The organism is Veillonella sp., assembly GCF_018381775.1.
Lineage (GTDB): Bacteria > Bacillota > Negativicutes > Veillonellales > Veillonellaceae > Veillonella.
On record NZ_JAGZRH010000006.1, the window covers coordinates 100,084 to 118,713 of the forward strand.

Annotated in this window: 18 protein-coding genes; 15 read left to right on the forward strand and 3 right to left on the reverse strand. The window is 39.6% G+C overall.

All coding sequences use genetic code 11. From position 1 onward, the window contains the following. The first annotated feature begins 99 nt into the window (after positions 1–99). From KH109_RS05260 to KH109_RS05285, 6 genes are read left to right on the forward strand one after another with little or no spacing between them, the layout of a single operon-like run. Positions 100–1,050, forward strand: coding sequence for an aspartate carbamoyltransferase catalytic subunit (locus KH109_RS05260; RefSeq protein WP_105086209.1), 951 nt, complete (start codon positions 100–102; stop codon positions 1,048–1,050). Beyond that, the gene (locus tag KH109_RS05265) at positions 1,034–2,320 is read left to right on the forward strand and encodes a dihydroorotase (RefSeq protein ID WP_295216501.1); all 1,287 of its coding nucleotides are present in this window, start codon (positions 1,034–1,036) and stop codon (positions 2,318–2,320) included. The genes KH109_RS05260 and KH109_RS05265 overlap by 17 nt, the downstream gene beginning before the upstream one ends. Beyond that, on the forward strand, positions 2,320–3,387 hold the full coding sequence (gene carA, locus KH109_RS05270; RefSeq protein WP_060924922.1) for a glutamine-hydrolyzing carbamoyl-phosphate synthase small subunit: 1,068 nt from the start codon (positions 2,320–2,322) through the stop codon (positions 3,385–3,387). Before KH109_RS05265 ends, carA begins: the two co-directional genes overlap by 1 nt. Before the next feature lies 1 nt (position 3,388). Beyond that, a complete protein-coding gene (gene carB / locus KH109_RS05275) occupies positions 3,389–6,589 on the forward strand; it encodes a carbamoyl-phosphate synthase large subunit (RefSeq protein WP_295216504.1) in 3,201 nt (1,066 codons plus the stop codon). 4 nt (positions 6,590–6,593) lie between these two features. After that, a complete protein-coding gene (locus tag KH109_RS05280) occupies positions 6,594–7,361 on the forward strand; it encodes a dihydroorotate dehydrogenase electron transfer subunit (protein ID WP_295216506.1) in 768 nt (255 codons plus the stop codon). Further along, on the forward strand, positions 7,361–8,311 hold the full coding sequence (locus KH109_RS05285) for a dihydroorotate dehydrogenase (RefSeq protein WP_295216508.1): 951 nt from the start codon (positions 7,361–7,363) through the stop codon (positions 8,309–8,311). Before KH109_RS05280 ends, KH109_RS05285 begins: the two co-directional genes overlap by 1 nt. Positions 8,312–8,518: 207 nt before the next feature. On the opposite strand, the gene KH109_RS05290 is transcribed toward KH109_RS05285, so the two are convergent. Next, positions 8,519–9,409: a LysR family transcriptional regulator gene (locus KH109_RS05290; RefSeq protein ID WP_295216509.1), complete on the reverse strand. Its 891-nt coding sequence runs from the start codon at positions 9,407–9,409 to the stop codon at positions 8,519–8,521. A gap of 196 nt (positions 9,410–9,605) precedes the next feature. Between KH109_RS05290 and KH109_RS05295 the strand changes: the two genes are divergently transcribed. Then, positions 9,606–9,794, forward strand: coding sequence for a hypothetical protein (locus KH109_RS05295; protein WP_105094777.1), 189 nt, complete (start codon positions 9,606–9,608; stop codon positions 9,792–9,794). A 21-nt stretch (positions 9,795–9,815) separates the two neighbouring features. On the opposite strand, the gene KH109_RS05300 is transcribed toward KH109_RS05295, so the two are convergent. Beyond that, on the reverse strand, positions 9,816–10,469 hold the full coding sequence (locus tag KH109_RS05300) for a YigZ family protein (protein ID WP_295216511.1): 654 nt from the start codon (positions 10,467–10,469) through the stop codon (positions 9,816–9,818). Between the two features lie 337 nt (positions 10,470–10,806). On the opposite strand from KH109_RS05300, the gene KH109_RS05305 reads away from it, so the two are divergent. Continuing rightward, positions 10,807–12,981, forward strand: coding sequence for a heavy metal translocating P-type ATPase (locus tag KH109_RS05305; RefSeq protein ID WP_295216546.1), 2,175 nt, complete (start codon positions 10,807–10,809; stop codon positions 12,979–12,981). Between the two features lie 191 nt (positions 12,982–13,172). Next, positions 13,173–13,700, forward strand: a complete 528-nt coding sequence (locus tag KH109_RS05310) for an ECF transporter S component (RefSeq protein ID WP_213467066.1) — start codon at positions 13,173–13,175, stop codon at positions 13,698–13,700. A 126-nt stretch (positions 13,701–13,826) separates the two neighbouring features. Here KH109_RS05310 and KH109_RS05315 read toward each other — a convergent pair whose 3' ends face one another. Continuing rightward, positions 13,827–15,152: an FAD-containing oxidoreductase gene (locus KH109_RS05315; RefSeq protein ID WP_295216514.1), complete on the reverse strand. Its 1,326-nt coding sequence runs from the start codon at positions 15,150–15,152 to the stop codon at positions 13,827–13,829. A gap of 232 nt (positions 15,153–15,384) precedes the next feature. On the opposite strand from KH109_RS05315, the gene ylxM reads away from it, so the two are divergent. Genes ylxM through rimM form a run of 6 tightly spaced genes read left to right on the forward strand, consistent with a single transcriptional unit; the run spans position 15,385 to position 18,553 of the window. After that, a complete protein-coding gene (gene ylxM / locus KH109_RS05320; protein ID WP_295216516.1) occupies positions 15,385–15,720 on the forward strand; it encodes a YlxM family DNA-binding protein in 336 nt (111 codons plus the stop codon). After that, positions 15,710–17,062 carry a signal recognition particle protein gene (gene ffh / locus KH109_RS05325; RefSeq protein ID WP_295216518.1) on the forward strand — a complete coding sequence of 451 codons (1,353 nt, stop codon included), beginning with the start codon at positions 15,710–15,712 and terminating at the stop codon, positions 17,060–17,062. The genes ylxM and ffh overlap by 11 nt, the downstream gene beginning before the upstream one ends. 59 nt (positions 17,063–17,121) lie before the next feature. Next, positions 17,122–17,385, forward strand: a complete 264-nt coding sequence (gene rpsP, locus KH109_RS05330; RefSeq protein WP_005377914.1) for a 30S ribosomal protein S16 — start codon at positions 17,122–17,124, stop codon at positions 17,383–17,385. A gap of 21 nt (positions 17,386–17,406) precedes the next feature. Continuing rightward, positions 17,407–17,634, forward strand: coding sequence for a KH domain-containing protein (locus KH109_RS05335; RefSeq protein WP_009352618.1), 228 nt, complete (start codon positions 17,407–17,409; stop codon positions 17,632–17,634). 14 nt (positions 17,635–17,648) lie between these two features. After that, positions 17,649–18,056 (forward strand): YlqD family protein, encoded by a 408-nt coding sequence (locus KH109_RS05340; protein ID WP_060924913.1) that lies wholly within the window; start codon positions 17,649–17,651, stop codon positions 18,054–18,056. Continuing rightward, complete coding sequence (gene rimM / locus KH109_RS05345; protein ID WP_295216520.1) at positions 18,056–18,553, forward strand: ribosome maturation factor RimM; 498 nt, start codon at positions 18,056–18,058, stop codon at positions 18,551–18,553. Before KH109_RS05340 ends, rimM begins: the two co-directional genes overlap by 1 nt. Positions 18,554–18,630: the final 77 nt, after the last annotated feature.

Consider the following 18,630-nt stretch of genomic DNA (forward strand, 5'->3'; position numbering starts at 1 on the left):
ATATAGTTGAAGCGCCCCATAAGGGCTTCTTTGTGCAAACTATTTGACCTTTTGCCCTGGGCAAAAGGTCTTTTTTGTTACGTGAGTTAGGAGGAAATCATGGGACAAGTTAGCCTAAAAGGCAAACATTTATTGGGTTTGCAAAATGTGTCACCTGAAGAAATCAAATTGATTTTAAATGTGGCAAAGAAAATGAAAAAAATCGTTCTTTCTGATGATAAGAAGGTTCCACTTTTAAAGGGGAAATCCATTATTAACCTCTTTATGGAGCCAAGTACTCGTACCCGTAGTTCCTTTGAATTGGCCGGCAAATATTTAGGGGCTGACGTTATCAATCTTTCTCCTAGCGGTTCTTCCATGGGTAAAGGTGAAAGCTTCCGTGATACTTTGCTAACATTATCCTATATGGGCACAGATGCTATCGTAATGCGTCATAGTGCAGAAGGGGCTCCTTTATATGCCACAAAAGCAGTAGATCCTATTATTATCAATGCTGGTGACGGCGCTCATGAACATCCAACACAAGCGTTATTAGATATGTACTCCATTTTGGAGAAAAAAGAATCTATTGAAGGTCTAAAAGTTGTTATCTTAGGCGATATTATGCATAGCCGTGTAGCAAGATCTAACATTTATGGCCTTACAAAAATGGGTGCTAAAGTACATTTGGCTGGTCCTCGTACTATGGTATATCCAGAGCTCGAAAAATTAGGTGTTACCGTACACCACGATATTCGTGAAGCAGTGGCTGATGCAGATGTGGTTAACGTACTTCGCATTCAATTAGAACGTATTCATTCTGCGTTGTATCCTACAAATAGAGAATATGCACGTATCTTCGGTATTAACAATGATGTATTGAAATTGGCTAAAGATGATGTAATGGTAATGCATCCAGGTCCTATGAACCGGGGCCTTGAAATTGCACCAGATGTAGCATATTCTGATCAATCCGTAATTCAAGAACAGGTACGTAATGGCGTAGCTGTACGTATGGCTGTATTGTACTTAACTATTATCGGAGGTGACGGTAGTGAGCTTGCTTATTAAAAATGGTACGGTAGTTAATCCGGCAAAAAAACAAAATGAAGTGGCAGATGTTCTTGTAAAAGATGGTAAAATTGCAGCCATCGGACAAAACTTAAGTGCTGAAGGCGCTGAAGTATATGATGCAACAGGTCTTATCGTAGCACCTGGCCTTATCGATATTCACACACATTTGCGTGAACCAGGCCAAGAAGCTAAAGAAGATTTCCACTCCGGTACACAAGCGGCTGCAGCTGGTGGTTTCACACGTGTAGTCACTATGGCTAATACAAACCCAGTTGTAGATAATGCTGCACTCGTAAGAGGTTTACAAAAACAGGCTGAGCTTACAGGTGTTGTAAAAGTAGAATTTGTTGGTGCTGTATCAAAAGGCCTTGAAGGTAAAGAACTTGCTGAAATGGGCGATATGGCGGAAGCTGGTGTAGTAGCCTTCTCCGATGATGGCCACTATGTAGAAAATGCTGCATTTATGCGTCGTGCCTTAGAGTACTCCTCCATGTTTAATAAAATGGTTATCGACCATGCTGAAGACATTACATTGACTAAAAATGGTCATATGCATGAAGGCATCGTTTCCTATGAACTAGGTGTTATTGGTCGTCCTGCAGTAGCTGAAGATTTGGCTGTTGCTCGTGACATCTTGTTGTCTGAAATGACAGGTGGTCACATTCATATTGCTCACGTAAGTAGTAAAAATACTGTAGATATGGTCCGTCGTGCAAAAGCAAAAGGTCTTAATGTAACATGTGAAGTTACAAGCCAACATTTATCTTTCACAGATGAATATTTACGCGAATATAACCCAGCGTTCAAAATGGCTCCTCCAATTCGATCCGAAGATCATCGTCAAGCATTATTAGAAGGTTTGAAAGATGGCACAATCGATGCGATTATTACAGACCATGCACCACATGCGTATGAAGAAAAAGACCACGAGTTCTGCTGTGCTCCTAATGGTTTCAGTGGTCTCGAAACATCTTTAGCAGCGGTTATTACTAATGCATACGGTCCAGATAAACTTAGCATTGACCAAGTTGTGTACTATATGAGTACACGTCCAGCTGAATTAATGCGCCTTGATGCAGGTGTTCTTGAGGTTGGTAAACCAGCAGATATTACTGTATTCTCAACAACTGAAGAGTGGACAGTAGATCGCAATAAATTCTATACAAAAGGCAAAGTCAGCCCATTTGATGGTATGACTGTTACAGGTAAGGCCAAACTCACAGTAGTTGATGGCAAAGTAGTTATGAAGGAGGGCGTAGTCTTATAATGAAAGGCAAGTTAGTTCTTGAAGATGGTTCCGTGTTTGAAGGTTCCTTATTAGGTGGCGCTCCTACATTAGGGGAAGTTGTATTTAACACAGGTATGACAGGGTATCAAGAAATCTTGACTGACCCGTCCTATGCGGATCAAATTATTACATTAACATATCCTTTGATTGGTAATTATGGTACATTGAATGCTATTACTCAAGGTCCTAAACCATATTGTAAAGGATTTATCGTAGGCGAACTGTGTGATTTCCCATCTAACTGGCAAAATGAAGGTCTATTTAGTGAGTATCTTCGTTTACACGGCATCCCTTGCCTTTATGATGTAGACACACGTGCTATTACACGTGTTCTTCGTAACCATGGTGTAATGAAAGGCGTACTTGTACGTTCTGATTACCCTATGGAAGATATTCAAAAATTATTTAAACAAGACTTGCCAACAGATCAAGTTATGCGTGTAACTACAAAATGGCAAGGTATGCGTGGCGATAAAAATGCTGAGTTCCATGTAGCTGTAATGGACTATGGTGTAAAGGAAAATATCCTTCGCTCTTTAGAAGCAGCTGGTTGCCGTCTTACAGTATTCCCTGCAGATGCTAAAGCTGAAGATGTGTTAGCAGCAAATCCAGATGGTGTATTCTTATCCAATGGCCCTGGAGACCCTCAAGATCTTGGCTATGCCGTAGAAGAGGTAAAGAAATTGTTCGGCAAAAAACCAATCTTCGGCATTTGCATGGGTCATCAAGTATTGGCGCAAGCTTATGGTGGTACAACATTTAAATTGAAGTTTGGTCACCGTGGCTCTAACCATCCAGTACAAGATTTACGTACAGGCCGTGTATATATTACCTCTCAAAACCATGGCTATGCAGTAGATGATACTTCCTTGCCAGACTTTGTAGAAATTACACATCGCAGTGTAAATGATGGTACTGTGGAAGGTATGCGCCATAAAGAATTGCCTATTTTCTCTGTACAATATCATCCAGAAGCGTCCCCAGGACCTACTGATAATCTATATTTATTTGACGAATTTGAAGACTTAATGAGAAAGGGAAAATAATATGACCACAGAAGCAAAAAAAGTACTTGTAATTGGTTCTGGTCCAATTATTATCGGCCAAGCTGCAGAGTTTGACTATGCTGGTACACAAGCATGCCGTTCCCTTCGTGAAGAAGGTTATAAAGTAGTATTGGTTAACTCTAATCCTGCTACCATTATGACTGATACAGATATTGCTGATCGCGTATATGTAGAACCGATTAGTCTTGAATTCGTAACAGAAGTAATTAAAAAAGAACGCCCTTGGGGCTTGTTGGCTACATTAGGTGGTCAAGTAGGTCTTAACATGGCCGTACAATTGTCTGAAGCTGGCGTGTTAGAAGAATATGGTGTAAAACTTCTAGGTACAACTCTTGAAGCTATTAAACAAGCCGAAGACCGTGAGCTATTTAAAGAAGCGATGAAGGAAATCAATCAACCAGTTCCTGAATCCGATATCTTTAACGATCTTGAAGAAGCTGTAGCGTTTGCTAATCGCATTGGTTATCCTATCATCATTCGTCCTGCCTATACATTGGGCGGTACTGGTGGCGGTATTGCGCATAACGAAGATGAAATGTATGAAATCACACGCCGTGGTTTGAAACTTTCACCAATTCACCAAATCCTAGCAGAACGTTCTGTAGCAGGTTGGAAAGAAATCGAATACGAAGTAATGCGCGATAGTGCAGACAACTGTATCATCGTATGTAACATGGAAAATATCGACCCTGTAGGCGTACATACTGGTGACTCCATCGTTGTGGCACCTAGCCAAACATTGAACGATATTCAATACCAAATGCTTCGTACTGCATCTGTAGAAATCATTCGTTATTTGAAAATCGAAGGTGGTTGTAACGTACAATACGCCTTGAATCCAAATAGCAACGAATATATCGTTATCGAAGTAAACCCTCGTGTATCCCGTTCCTCTGCATTAGCATCTAAAGCAACTGGCTATCCAATTGCGAAGGTAGCTGCAAAAATTGCAGTAGGCATGACATTGGATCAAATTACAAATGCTGTAACAGGCGAAACAAAAGCATGCTTCGAACCTACACTTGACTATGTAGTAACTAAGTTCCCACGTTGGCCATTTGAAAAATTCAATTTGGCAGATCGCACATTGGGTACTCAAATGAAGGCTACTGGCGAAGTTATGGCTATCGACCGCTCCTTGGAAGGCTCCTTACTTAAAGCAATTCGTTCCTTGGAAATTGGTTTAGACCATATTGAGCTTAAGAAAATCTCTCATGAGTCCATGGAACAATTGATTGAACGTTTACATTTAGTAGATGATGAACGTATCTATGTTGTAGCAGAAGCACTTCGCAAGGGCATTAGTGTAGAGAAAATTCATTACATTACAAAAATTGATACATTCTTTATTGAGAAAATCAAAAACATTGTTAATGTAGAAAAAGCTTTAGTTGAACATGGTTTAACAGAAGAAGTACTGCGTAAAGCAAAACGTTATTCCTTCACTGATTCTGTTATCGCTCGTTATGCTAATACAACTGTAGAAGATGTTCGTGCAAAACGTAAAGAATGGAACATTCTTCCAACATATAAATATGTAGATACATGTGCTGCTGAATTCGAATCTAAAACACCGTACTACTACAGTGCTTATGCACAAGAAGACGAAGTTAAACCACTAGGTGAAAAATCCGTTGTAGTATTGGGTTCCGGTCCAATTCGTATCGGTCAAGGCGTAGAGTTCGACTACTGCTCTGTACATTCCTCTTGGGCACTTCGTAAAGTGGGTTACCAATCTATTATGATCAATAATAACCCAGAAACAGTGTCTACTGACTTTGATATTTCTGATTCCTTGTACTTCGAACCATTAACAGTGGACGATGTAATGGAAATCATTGATAAAGAAAAACCAGCTGGCGTTATTGCTCAATTTGGTGGTCAAACAGCTATCAACTTGGCGGGTCCATTAGCTAAGCGTGGTGTCAAAATCCTAGGTACATCCGTAGATAGCATCGATATGGCAGAAGACCGCGAACGCTTTGATGAATTGTTGGCAAAACTTGGTATTCCACGTCCAGTAGGTGCTCTTGTAACTTCTGATGAAGAAGCACAAGCAGCAGCTAAAAACTTGAAATATCCATTAATCGTTCGTCCTTCTTATGTATTGGGCGGTCGTGCTATGGAAATCGTATACAACGATAAAGAACTCGATGTATACATGAAGGAAGCTGTAGTTGCATCTAAGGAACATCCTGTTCTTATCGACCGTTACATGGTTGGTATGGAGGTAGAGGTTGACGCTATTTCCGATGGTACTGACGTATGTATTCCTGGTATTATGGAACAAATCGAACGCGCCGGTGTTCACTCTGGTGACTCCATGGCTGTTTATCCTGCTCAACATTTGAGCCAAGAATTGATTGATCAAATTGTAGACTATACACGCCGTATTGCGGTAGGCCTTAATGTTAAAGGTGTACTTAACATCCAATATATCGTGGCTGATGGTGAACTTAACGTAATTGAAGTTAACCCTCGTTCTAGCCGTACTGTACCATTCATTTCTAAGGTTACAGGCATTAATATGGTAGAATGTGCAACACGCATTGCTCTTGGTGAAAGCTTAAAAGATTTGGGCTTGCCACTTGGTCTTGTACCTAACAAACCATATGTAGCTGTAAAAGCACCTGTATTCTCCTTCTCCAAAATGGGCCTTGTAGAAATTGCTCTTGGACCTGAAATGAAATCTACTGGTGAAGTTATGGGTATTGGTCGCACATATTCTGAAGCTTTGTTTAAAGCAATCAATGGCGCTAACATGCGTATCCCAGAAGATGGTACAATTCTTATGACTGTTGCAGATCGCGATAAAGAGGAAGCGAGTCAATTAGCAAAAGGCTTTATTGAATTGGGCTATCACATTGAAGCAACTGGTGGTACTGGTAAATACTTCAAAGAACATGGCGTTGACTGCAAGGTAGTTAACAAAATTTCTGAAGGTGATGACAACTGTGCTGACCATATTCGTCAAGATAAAATCGATCTTGTACTAAATACATTGACTGCAGGTAAACGCCCTGAACGTGAAGGCTTCCAATTGCGTCGTCTCGCTGTAGAAATGGGTACACCATGCTTAACAAGTCTTGATACAGCTCGCGAAGTATTGCGCGTTGTAGCTAATCGTAAAGATGATGCTAACTACAATGTAGAAGCATTACAAGATTTTGAATTGGAGTAAAACCATGAGTGGCTATGTAGAACAGGGCGAAGTCGTTCGCAATGAGCAAATAGGCTCTGATGTGTGGATTATGGATATTCACGCACCAAAACAAGCAGCAGAAGTAAAGGTAGGACAGTTTTGTAATGTTCGCGTAACGGACTCTACGGCGCCATTATTGCGTCGCCCTATTAGCTATGCTGGATTCGATGCACAAAAGGGTATAATTACCCTTTTGTATCGCGTCGTAGGTAAGGGGACTGAAATTATGACACGTCTCGTACCTGGCGATACACTAGATTGTTTAGGACCTTTAGGTGAACCATTTGTAACATCTAAGAATATGCTTCTCGTTGGCGGTGGCGTTGGTATTGCACCAATGCTATGTATCGCATCCCATTTGAAAGAAGGGGAAGAGGCACAAGTTATTCTTGGTTTTAGAAATGAAAGCGAAACCTTCTGGGCAGATCTATTCAAAAATACGCCTGTTAAAGTACACATCACGACTGATGATGGTAGCGTAGGTACAAAAGGTTTCCCTACAGCAATCATGCCTGAGTTGATTAATGGCAATACTTTCACATCTGTTATGACTTGCGGTCCTACACCGATGATGAAAGGTGTGGCACAAGTAGCTAAAGATCTCAACGTTCCTTGCCAAGTATCTCTTGAAGAACGTATGGGCTGTGGCACTGGTGGTTGTTTAGGTTGTGCTTGTGATGGTGCAGGTGGCAAACGTTACAAAGTTTGTAAAGATGGTCCTGTATTCCCAGCTGAGGAGGTGTTCTTTTAATGAGTGAACGCGATTTAAATAACACCGTTACGCCTAATCCAAAGCTTGCTGTTGATTACTGCGGTATTAAGATGAAAAATCCTATTATCGCTGCATCTGGTACCTTTGGTAATGGTCCTGAGTATGCTGGTTATTTAGACCTTAGCAATGAGGTAGGTGCTATTTCCGTAAAAGGTTTAACACCTAAAGGTCGTCACGGCAATCCTGGAACTCGTATTGCAGAAACACCGTCTGGTGTTTTAAACTGTATTGGCCTTGAAAATCCTGGGGCAGAACATTTTGTTACAGATATTTTGCCAGACCTCAAGAAATATGATGTACCATTGCTAGCAAATATGTCTGCTGGTACGGTAGAGGAATTTGCGTGGATGGCAGAAACACTATCTGTAGATGGTATTGCAGGCCTTGAAGTTAATGTATCTTGCCCAAATGTAGAATGTGAAGGCATGGCTTTTGGTATAGATCCAAAGGTAGTAGAACAGGTAACAAAAGCGGTTCGTAAAGTAACAGATAAGCCCGTTATTGTAAAACTTTCACCAAATGTTACGGATATTGTGGAAATCGCAAAGGCTGTAGAAGCTGGTGGCGGTGACGGGGTCAGTCTCATTAATACCATTCTTGGCATGGCTATCGATATCCATCGTCGTAAACCTGTATTGGGTAATATTTATGGTGGTTTATCTGGGCCAGCTGTTAAACCGGTTGCACTTCGCATGGTGCACCAAGTGTATAAAGGTGTCAATATTCCTATTATGGGCCTTGGTGGCATTATGACAGGCACTGATGCTATTGAATTTATGATGGCTGGTGCACAAGCAGTCCAAGTTGGGGTTGCTACAATGGTAGATCCAACGGCGATTTCTCGTATTGCTCGTGAAATGGGCGATTATGTGGAACAATATAATCTAAACAGTATTACTGATATAGTAGGTGCTGTGCATCAAGGGTAGTAATAGTTTGTATCTAGTAAATGTAACGACTAAAAGTTTACTTGTACGGATTAGATGGCTTACCATACATATTAAGATGACAAAGAAAAGACCTAGTACATAATGTACTAGGTCTTTTCTTATGTATTGTATTGGTATCTAATATAGGGTAGGTACCAATCGTAAAAACTGTTGATATCATAATAGTAATCATATGTAGAACTTTCATTATACATAAGCTTTATAGAAATCAATAAATTGCTGTGCTACCGGAGATAAAGCATGTCCTTTGAGGGTAATAAATGCTTTTTTGAAATCTCCAGAGAATTCTGGTAATTTAATGCGGGCCATTTTACGATGGTTAACAAGCTCTTTACCATCCATAGGAACTAAAGAGACAGTTCTACCAGAAGATGCCCATTCGATGGCAGAGCTCTTAGTTGTAGTGATGGCAACAGCATTCAGTTGATCCATGTCAGTTAAGCTAGACTGCATAATCATTCGCACAGATCCACCAGAGAGGGATAAAGGACACTTTTTTATATCATCCCACGTGATAGTATCATGTTCACGATCTATCCAGAATACATCACGGCGGAAAATAGCGTATAAATGTTCCTCTTGAGTAAGAAGGATATCAAATTTATCAGTGTCTACCATTTGAATGTTTGCAATTCCAAGCTCTGCATTACCATTAATAAGTTGATTGACCACATTCGTCATCAGTCCTTCGTAGATTTCGAAGTGAACTGATGGGTATTTCATGGAAAAGGCTGGTAAATATTGTTGTACGATTGGTGTGGAGCGCGATGCAGACGTAGCGATTCGCAATGTACCTTCAATACGTGAGTTCAACTGTTGTACTGCATTGTATGTTGATTCTTCAATGGAGCATAATTGTTGGGCTTTTTGATAAAAAATTTTGCCCGCATCAGTCAGTTGTAAGTTTGATCCTCGTTGGCCGCGCTTGATATTTATGAGTTGAGCTCCAAATTCAGCTTCTAAATACTTTAATTGTTTACTTAAAGCTGGTTGTGTAATATGAAGAATCTCTGCGGCCTGAGTCATATTGCCCGTTTGAACGAGGGTAATAAAATTGTGGTAGTAAGATGTATCCATAGAATCTCCCTATTATACACAAAATAAGATAAATAAAAATTATAACGAACTAAGTAACAGTAATTTCACATTTGATAAAATAGCGTATATACTATATTCATCAAGGAAAGAGAAAGAATAATGTGTTTGAAATAAACTTTCTATCCTTATCACAATTTTTAATATAATAATAGTGATTAAGAAAGTAGGTACTATCATGGGCGTAGTAAAAAGAACATTAAGTAAAGCAATTCGTAACTGGGAAGCACGTAGATTAATGACTGCACATAATACAGGTCTTAGTCGTAAAAAACAACTAGAACGCGTATGGCCTCATCCATTGACTAATGAAAAACGTCACGAACTAAGTCAAGGCATAAGTGGATTAGTCCATAGTGATAACTAATTAATGTGCTTGACAGTAAGATTATTGTTCTAGCGGTAGCACCACTTCAATAGAATCTAATATAGTACAAGTAGCAGCTCCATGACTCATGTCTTGGAGCTCTTTTTGTATGCGCTCTACATCAGTAGGAGGTACTAAGATAATAATATCTACATGTTCGCCAAAACTTGCTTCATAATGTAGTTTTTGATCTTGCACATATCTTTCTATAGCTCCATACATGGAATAGTCGATGGTAGCTTGCAACTGAGTTCGTGTTGTGTGTAGTTCTTTAGGGGAAAGACGTAAGGTTTCTGCAACGGAGTGTGAATATGCACGAATCAAACCACCTGCGCCTAGCTTAATACCTCCAAAATAGCGCGTTACTACGACAGCTACATTGGTAATACCTGTTTTTTTGAGTACTTCTAACATAGGTTTACCAGCGGTACCAGATGGTTCACCATTGTCAGAAGAGCGTTGTTGTTCTTGTTTTGGTCCTAATGCAAAGGCTGTACAATTATGGCGTGCATCCCAAAATTCTTTGTTGATACGGCCAATAAAAGCCTGCGCTTCCTCTTCTGTAGAACAAGGGCATATAGTTGTGATAAAACGTGACTTCTCAACAACATATTCATGGCGAAATTCCTTCGCTACTGTAGTAAATTCTACTATAGGGCTTATTGATTCACACATATATTCACCTCCTTTGGAATCAACGTTTATGTTTATTCATCATCACTTTATTATAATCTATTTATGAATGTTGTGTATAGGTGGGGAGATGTTAAATCCCCTATAAAAAAGGAATAGTCCTCTAGATTTAGTAGGATATTGACGTAATGAGAATTTATGTTATTATGGAATAAACACGTGTGAATGCATACTCATGTAAATGTGTTTATATAATAAACTATACGTGTTTATAAAATAATCTATTACCGATGTATGATATGTCTACTATGAGTTTCTGACTTATATAGATATATAGAAGCATATATTTTTGAAAATTCTAGTAGAAAGAAGTGATATGATGAGTAAGAAGAAACAAGAGTTTGATATTACAGGCATGCATTGTGCTGCCTGTGTAAAGCGTGTTGAAAACGTTGTTTCGAAGATTGATGGTGTAGAGTCTGTAAAGGTTAATCTACTCACTCGTAAAGGCAGCGTTGAATACAAAGACGATTCTAATGTAGAATCACAACAAGTTATTGATGCCATTACAAATATTGGTTTCGGTGCTACAGAGGCAGATGAAACGAAGCAAGAAATAGAAAAGGTTAATTTAAAACCTCATATTACGCGTCTTATCATTGCTGCTTGTATGGCCGTACCGATGATGATTAACATGACATTACATCGTTTTGGCAGTCAAGCCTTGCCAGTATGGGTAGAGTTCATTCTTGCTACCATTGCTCAGTTCGGCCCTGGCCTTATGTTCTATAAGAGTGCGTGGAGTGCGGTGAAGAATGGTGCCCTTACCATGGATGTTCTCGTTGTAATGGGTACGACTGTTGCTTATCTATTCAGTATTTATAATTGGCAGTTCCATCCAGAACTTGGGCCTCATGGCATTTACTTTGAAACCTCAGCTTGGCTCATTACATTCATTCTTCTTGGCAAACTTTTAGAAGAAATTGCGAAGGGTCGTACCTCTGAAGCACTTCAAAAATTGATTGCCTTGCAACCAGCAACGGCTCATGTATTGCGTGACGGTGAGTTCGTAGATATTCCTACATCTAAGGTTGTAGCAGGTGATATCTTACAAGTTCGTGCAGGCGAAAAAATTCCAGTAGATGGTACTATTACTGAAGGCTATTCTACTGTAGACGAAGCTATGCTTACTGGTGAAAGTTTGCCTGTAGAAAAACAAGTAGGCTCCGAGGTAATTGGGGCGACTATTAACTTGAGTGGTGCTTTCACAATGGAAGCAAAGCGTATTGGTTCCGAAACAATGCTGTCCCAAATCATCAAGGTTGTAGAAGAGGCACAAACCTCTAAAGCGAGCATTCAACGTATTGCTGATATCGTAGCACAATACTTTGTGCCTGCCGTTATTGGCCTCGCTGTATTGACTGGCCTTGTATGGTATTTTATTGTAGGCGATTCTGTTAATGTAGCTCTCATTAATGCTACAGCAGTGCTTGTTATCGCTTGTCCTTGTGCACTTGGTCTTGCTACACCAACATCTATCATGGTAGGCTCTGGCTTAGGTGCGGAGCATGGTGTTCTCATCAAGAGTGCAGAATATCTTGAAAAAGCTGGTAAACTCGATGCCATCGTTATGGATAAAACTGGCACTCTTACACAAGGTATTCTCGATGTAACGGCTTTCAAAAACTATAATGGTGATGAAAGTAGAAATATGTCCCTTATGATGGCCCTTGAAAGTGGTACATCGCATCCGATTGCAAAGGCCATGGTTTATTATGGCGAAGATCATGGTTATAAAGGTAAAGCTATAGAACTAGAAAGCTTTGGTGATGTGCCTGGTAAAGGTTTACAAGGTGCTTATCAAGGTGTATCTGTACAACTTGGTCATAGCCGTTGGATGACTGAATTAGGTTACGATTTAAGTGCCGTTCAAGACGATATTCTTCGTTTTGAAGAACAAGGTGCTTCCGTTTCTGTATTAGCTGTAGATGGTATAATCAGTGCTTTGTGGGCTGTAGAGGATGAATTGCGTCCAGAAACTATTGAGGTGGTAAAAGAATTACAGTCTCAAGGTATTGACGTATGGATGCTTACTGGTGATAATCGTCGTACTGCCCAATATATTGCTAAACAAGCAGGTATCACTCATGTAATTGCAGAAGTATTACCTCAAGATAAGGCTAGCAAGGTAAAAGAGTTGCAAGATAAAGGCCTTGTAGTGGGGATGGTTGGTGATGGTATCAACGATGCACCAGCTCTTGTAACTGCAGATATTGGTTTTGCTATCGGCAGTGGTACCGATATTGCTGTAGAAGCAGCAGATATTGTTCTTGTAAGAAATGATTTACACACACTAGTACAAGCAGTACGCCTCAGTCGTAAGACAATGACAAATATTAAACAAAATCTATTCTGGGCATTGATCTTTAACTGTATTGGTATTCCATTGGCTGCTATCGGTGCATTAAATCCTATGATCGCTGGTACAGCCATGGCCTTCAGCTCTGTAACCGTTGTGGGTAACTCTCTTCGTTTGAAACGAGCTAAGATTTAATTTAATTTGTATCTTATAACATATAATATTTGATAGAGTTGATTAAAGTTTATAAAGCACCTATACTATGGTATAGGTGCTTTATTTTAAATCTGGCTATATATTTAAATCCTATGAAATTAGTGTTTTTAGACAGAGTGAGATTTGTTATACTAAATATAGTTATTCAGCTAAAAGAGAGGAGCTAGATTATGAAATTAAAGACGCGCGATATTGTATATATCGGATTTATTGCTGCCTTATGTGCAGTAGCAACAACGATTCGCATCGAAATACCGGGTGGGGCCATGGTTCACTTAGGATCTGCCGCATTATTTACATCATCCATTCTTTTTGGCGGTTTATATGGTGGTTTAGGTGCGGCTATTGGTTCCGCATTATTTGACCTCTTTGGTGGACATACGCAATACATTGTATTCTCTTTCTTTATTAAAGGTATTGCAGGCCTTATTGTAGGTGGTATGACAGCAGGTTACTTGCCACCATCCATTACAAAGCCGACAGCATCCTTTACACGTATTTTGATTGCTCTTATTATTGGTACAATTTGGACTGCATTTGGCTATTTCTTAGCATGGTGGTTTGTTCTTGAAAGTGCCGCTGTTGCAGCTAGCAAAATTCAATACTCCTTGATTACCAGTGCTGCAGGTATTGTGGTGGCTATCGTATTGACACCTAAATTGCAATCTGTAGTTCGTAGATTATTTACAAAGAACTAAATATATTAACTAATAATCCAAAATTGATCATTAGGCATAAATAAAAGAGTCTCCCGTAACTTATCTATTCCAGTTATGGGAGACTCTTTTATTTATTATATTAGATTATGTAGTTACTATTCTTACCTAGAAATTACAGAGATCATTTAAATTTTCTGCCATTGTAGGATGTGTGAAGATTTGATTTTTGAAATATGTATATGGAATGTTGTTATCCATAGCCATTTTAATGAGGTTAATCAACTCTTCAGCACCTTGAGAATAAAGTGTAGCACCGAGAATTAAATTGTTTTCTGCATCTACAACGATTTTAAAAGCACCTTTTAAATAGTCATTTACATGAGCTCTTGGCATGGTAGCTACGAGCATTTCTTTAGTTTTAACTGTATATCCTTTGTTGATAGCATCTTCTTCTGTAAGACCTACACGAGCGAGTGGAGGTGTTAAGAATGTTGTATAAGGAATATTTTTGCGATCTTTTAATGTGTATTGACTATTTCCTGTAAGTGCACCAAATACAATGCGGAAGTCATCGAGAGAAATGTAGGTAAATTGAGGACCACCGTTTACATCGCCTACTGCATATACGCCAGGAACGGAGCTTTCACACGTATCATTCACTACGATAGCGCCGCGTTCGTTAGTGGTAATATCAGTATTTTCTAAACCGATGTTAGCTGTATTTGGTTTGCGACCTGTAGCATATAAAACAGCATCAAACGTATAGTTTTGTCCATTTGCAGTAATAACAGGTTTGTTGCCATCATTAGATACAGAGTTTAATGTTACATCGTTAAGAATAGTAATACCTTGCTCAGTCAAGTATTCGTTAGCTAATTCTTGTACGATCGGCTCCTCCCGTTTTAAAATACCAGATTCAATATTAAATACTGTTACCTTTGTACCTAGTTTAGCGTATAAGCTAGCAAATTCAAGGCCGATAGGACCAGCACCGATAACGCCTAGTGTACTTGGTTGAGGCGATAATTGTTGAATTTCTGTGCTATTATAGAAGCTTGTTGCTGTGTCGATGCCATCAATGTTAGGCTTAATCGCTACAGCACCAGTGTTAATAATAATTGTTTCACCACATAAGATGATTTTATCTTCCCCAGCTGTAACGGCGATTTCTTTATTACTAATGAATTCACCATGTCCAGTATATACATCGACATGTTCATTGGTATCTAACATACCGAAGTTTTTGTTGCGTAAACGAGAGGTAACTACTTCGCGTTGGTTTAATACTTGATCGTAAGATAAGCCTTTTGATGCGGCTACAATCATCGTTTTAGTTGGGATACATGCAATATTAATACATGTGCCACCATACATAAGTGGGTTTTCTTCAATCATAGCTACAGATTTACCCATAGAGCCAAATTTAGCAGCTAATGTTTTACCGGCTTTGCCGAAACCTAGGACGATAAGGTCATATTGTTTGGTATTCATAAAATACCTCCTGTCTTTATATTGAAAATATTAGATATCTATATTATAGCACTTTATTATAGATATAAAAGTAAAAAATAAAATTTATTATCATTAAAGTAATTATCTTAGAACATAAAAGTAGTTGAGTACAAGACTATAATTGTGTGTTAAGTATTTCTACTTGACACATCTTTTTTTATACTGTACCATATGTAAAGTAATATGACTTGACAGTGATGGAGGTGGCGAAATGGAAGAACGAGTACTTATAAGTTTGCTCTTGGATTTCTATGGGCCACTATTGACGGACAAGCAACGGATGTCCTTACAACTTCATCACGAAGATGATATGTCCCTTGGTGAGATTGCTGAGGAATTAGGCGTATCACGACAGGCTGTATACGATAACTTACAGCGTGCTCGACACATTTTAAACGATTACGAATCAAAATTGCACTTGGTAGAACAATATGAACAACGTGAAGGTTTGCTTTCACAGTTGAAAGAGAACTTGCCTGAAGAGGTGTTAGCTGAAACCAAGGTACAAAAAGTATTGGCGCAAATGGAGGGATATTATGGCATTTGATAGCTTGTCAGAAAAACTGCAAGAAGCCTTTCAATCCTTGAAAGGGAAAGGCAAAATTACAGAAGATGATGTCAATCTTGCGTTGCGTCAAGTACGTACAGCACTATTAGAAGCGGACGTTAACTTTATGGTTGCGAAGGACTTTGTGAAGTCCATTAAGGAAAAGGCCCTCGGTGAAGAGGTATTCGGTTCTTTAAATCCAGCACAAACGGTTATTAAAATCGTAAATGATGAGTTGACAGCCTTATTGGGTGGTACACAAAGTCGCATCATGATTTCCAGCAAGCCACCAACAATTATTATGCTTGTTGGTTTACAAGGTGCTGGTAAGACTACAACAGCTGGTAAATTGGCAGTATACCTTCGCAAACAAGGTAAACATCCAATGCTCGTAGCTGCCGACGTATATCGTCCAGCTGCGATTACTCAATTGCAAGTTGTAGGTAAGCAAATCGACATTCCTGTATTTGCTGATGAAACACCTGGCGCTAATCCAGTAGACATTGCGCGCCGCGCCGTAGAGCAAAGCACGCATATGTTGAAAGATGTTGTTATCATCGATACAGCTGGTCGCTTGGCTATTGACGAAGTTCTCATGGACGAGTTAGCCAACATCAAAGCAGCTGTTCGACCTCATGAAATTTTACTCGTTGTAGACTCCATGATTGGTCAAGATGCGGTAACAACAGCACAAACATTTAATGAAAAATTAGGCGTTGATGGTGTTATCCTTACTAAACTCGATGGTGATGCGCGCGGTGGTGCGGCGTTATCCATCAAAGCTGTAACAGGTTTGCCAATCAAGTTCACTGGTGTGAGCGAAAAAATGGATGGTTTCGATGTATTCTATCCAGACCGTATGGCTTCTCGTATTCTCGATTTGGGCGATTTCAAAACATTGATCGAAAATGTTCAAGGCGCTATCGACGAAGAAGAAGCTCGTGAAATGGCTAAGAAAATGGCGAAAAACAATTTCACCTTGGATGACTTCTTGAAACAGATGAATCAAGTGAGAAAGTTAGGGCCATTACAAAATATTATTGGTATGTTGCCAGGTATGGGTCAAATTAAGGATCAATTAAAAGACCTTGATTTGAATAGTAAAGAGGTGCGCCGCATCGAGGCCATCATTACATCCATGACGGCAGCAGAGCGAGAAAATCCAAATATTCTTAATGGTTCTCGCCGCAAGCGTATTGCAATGGGGTCTGGTACGCAAGTGCAAGACGTTAATCGCTTGTTGAAACAATTTGAAGAAGCGCGGAAGATGATGAAGCGCATGCAAGGTTTACGTGGCGGTAAGGGCGGCTTCCCAGGAATGCCTAAATTACCGTTTATGTAATACATGGGCAGGGGCGCTGAACCTGTCCACCTATATCAGTATAAGGAGGTGAATTTCATATGTTAAAAATTCGTTTGACTCGTTTAGGTGCTAAAAAAGCTCCTTTCTACCGTATCGTTGTTGCTGACTCACGTGCTCCACGTGAAGGTCGTCCTGTTGACACTATTGGTCAATATGATGCTACTAAACAACCAGCTATCGTTAATGTAGACGAAGAAAAAGCTTTGGCTTGGTTAGCTAAAGGTGCTCAGCCTACTGACACTGTTCGCTCCTTGTTCAAAAAACAAGGCGTTATGCAAAAATTTGCTGACGCTAAAAAGTAATTAATAGAGAGGCATACTGTGATGATAGAATTAATTTCATTAATTGCGAAATCATTAGTGAAGCAGCCTGATGCCGTATCTGTTACCATGGTCCAAAAGGGGAATATGGAGGTTTACGAACTTCACGTAGCCCCAGAGGATATGGGCAAAGTCATCGGAAAGCAAGGACGAATTGCGAAAGCGATTCGCGCTGTGGTGAAAGCGGCGGCTATTAAAGAGAACAAAAAGATATCTGTCGATATTGTCTAAAAGGGAGTATTCCAATGGAAGAAATGACATTACGTGTCCCTGTAGCAGTAAAAGCAAAAGTAACAGAAGACTTGAAAGCGAAAATTGTATCCGATCTTGAAACTCGCCTTGATATGGTGAATAAAGATTTGGAAGCAATTGAGTTCCAAGCTCAACGTATTTTGGCTGATGCGGCTAAAGTTGATGCTACAAGTCTTACTGCGATTCGTCAACAAATCGACGAAGAGAAAAATAAACGCTTGGCTTTCAAAGAAGAAGTAACAGCTAAATTGAAAGATGCTCAAGAATTGTCTTTGGGAACTGAAATTCCTCAAGGCACATTAGAGCAAACAGTTACCGTTAAAATCGGGGATGATTTGGATGCCATGATGGGCGCTGAAATCCTATTAGAAGACGGTAAAATCGTTGCGTTTCGTCAATAATGAAGCATAACGATTTCATCACAATAGGTGTTATCATCGCCCCGCACGGCGTGCGGGGTGATCTTCGTATTATGCCTAGAACCGATTTTCCAGAACGGTTCATGCATATGGATGCCTGTTACATCGATGGTAAAGAATACCACGTTGCATCCGCACGATTTCATAAACAATTTGTACTAGCATCCTTTAAGGAAATCCCTGGTCGCAACGCGGCTGAATTATTCGCTAAGAAAGAGATTCAAGTACGTCGTGAAGATTTGGTAGAATTACCAGAAGGTCGCTACTACATCTTTGATATCATTGGTCTTGAAGTACAAGATACAAAGGGGAATGTGCTTGGCACAGTGACTGATGTATTGCAACCTGGTGCTAATGATGTTTATGTGGTTTCCAAAGATGGGGAACCAGATCAATTATTTGCAGCCATTGAAGAGGTCGTTAAAGACATCGATGTGGAAAATAAATTAATGATCGTAGATCCGCCTGAATGGATATAATCCTTTAGGCGGTTTTATTTTATCTACATATAGGTATATTATGGTAAAAGTTATATAATATAGCTATATATAGATAA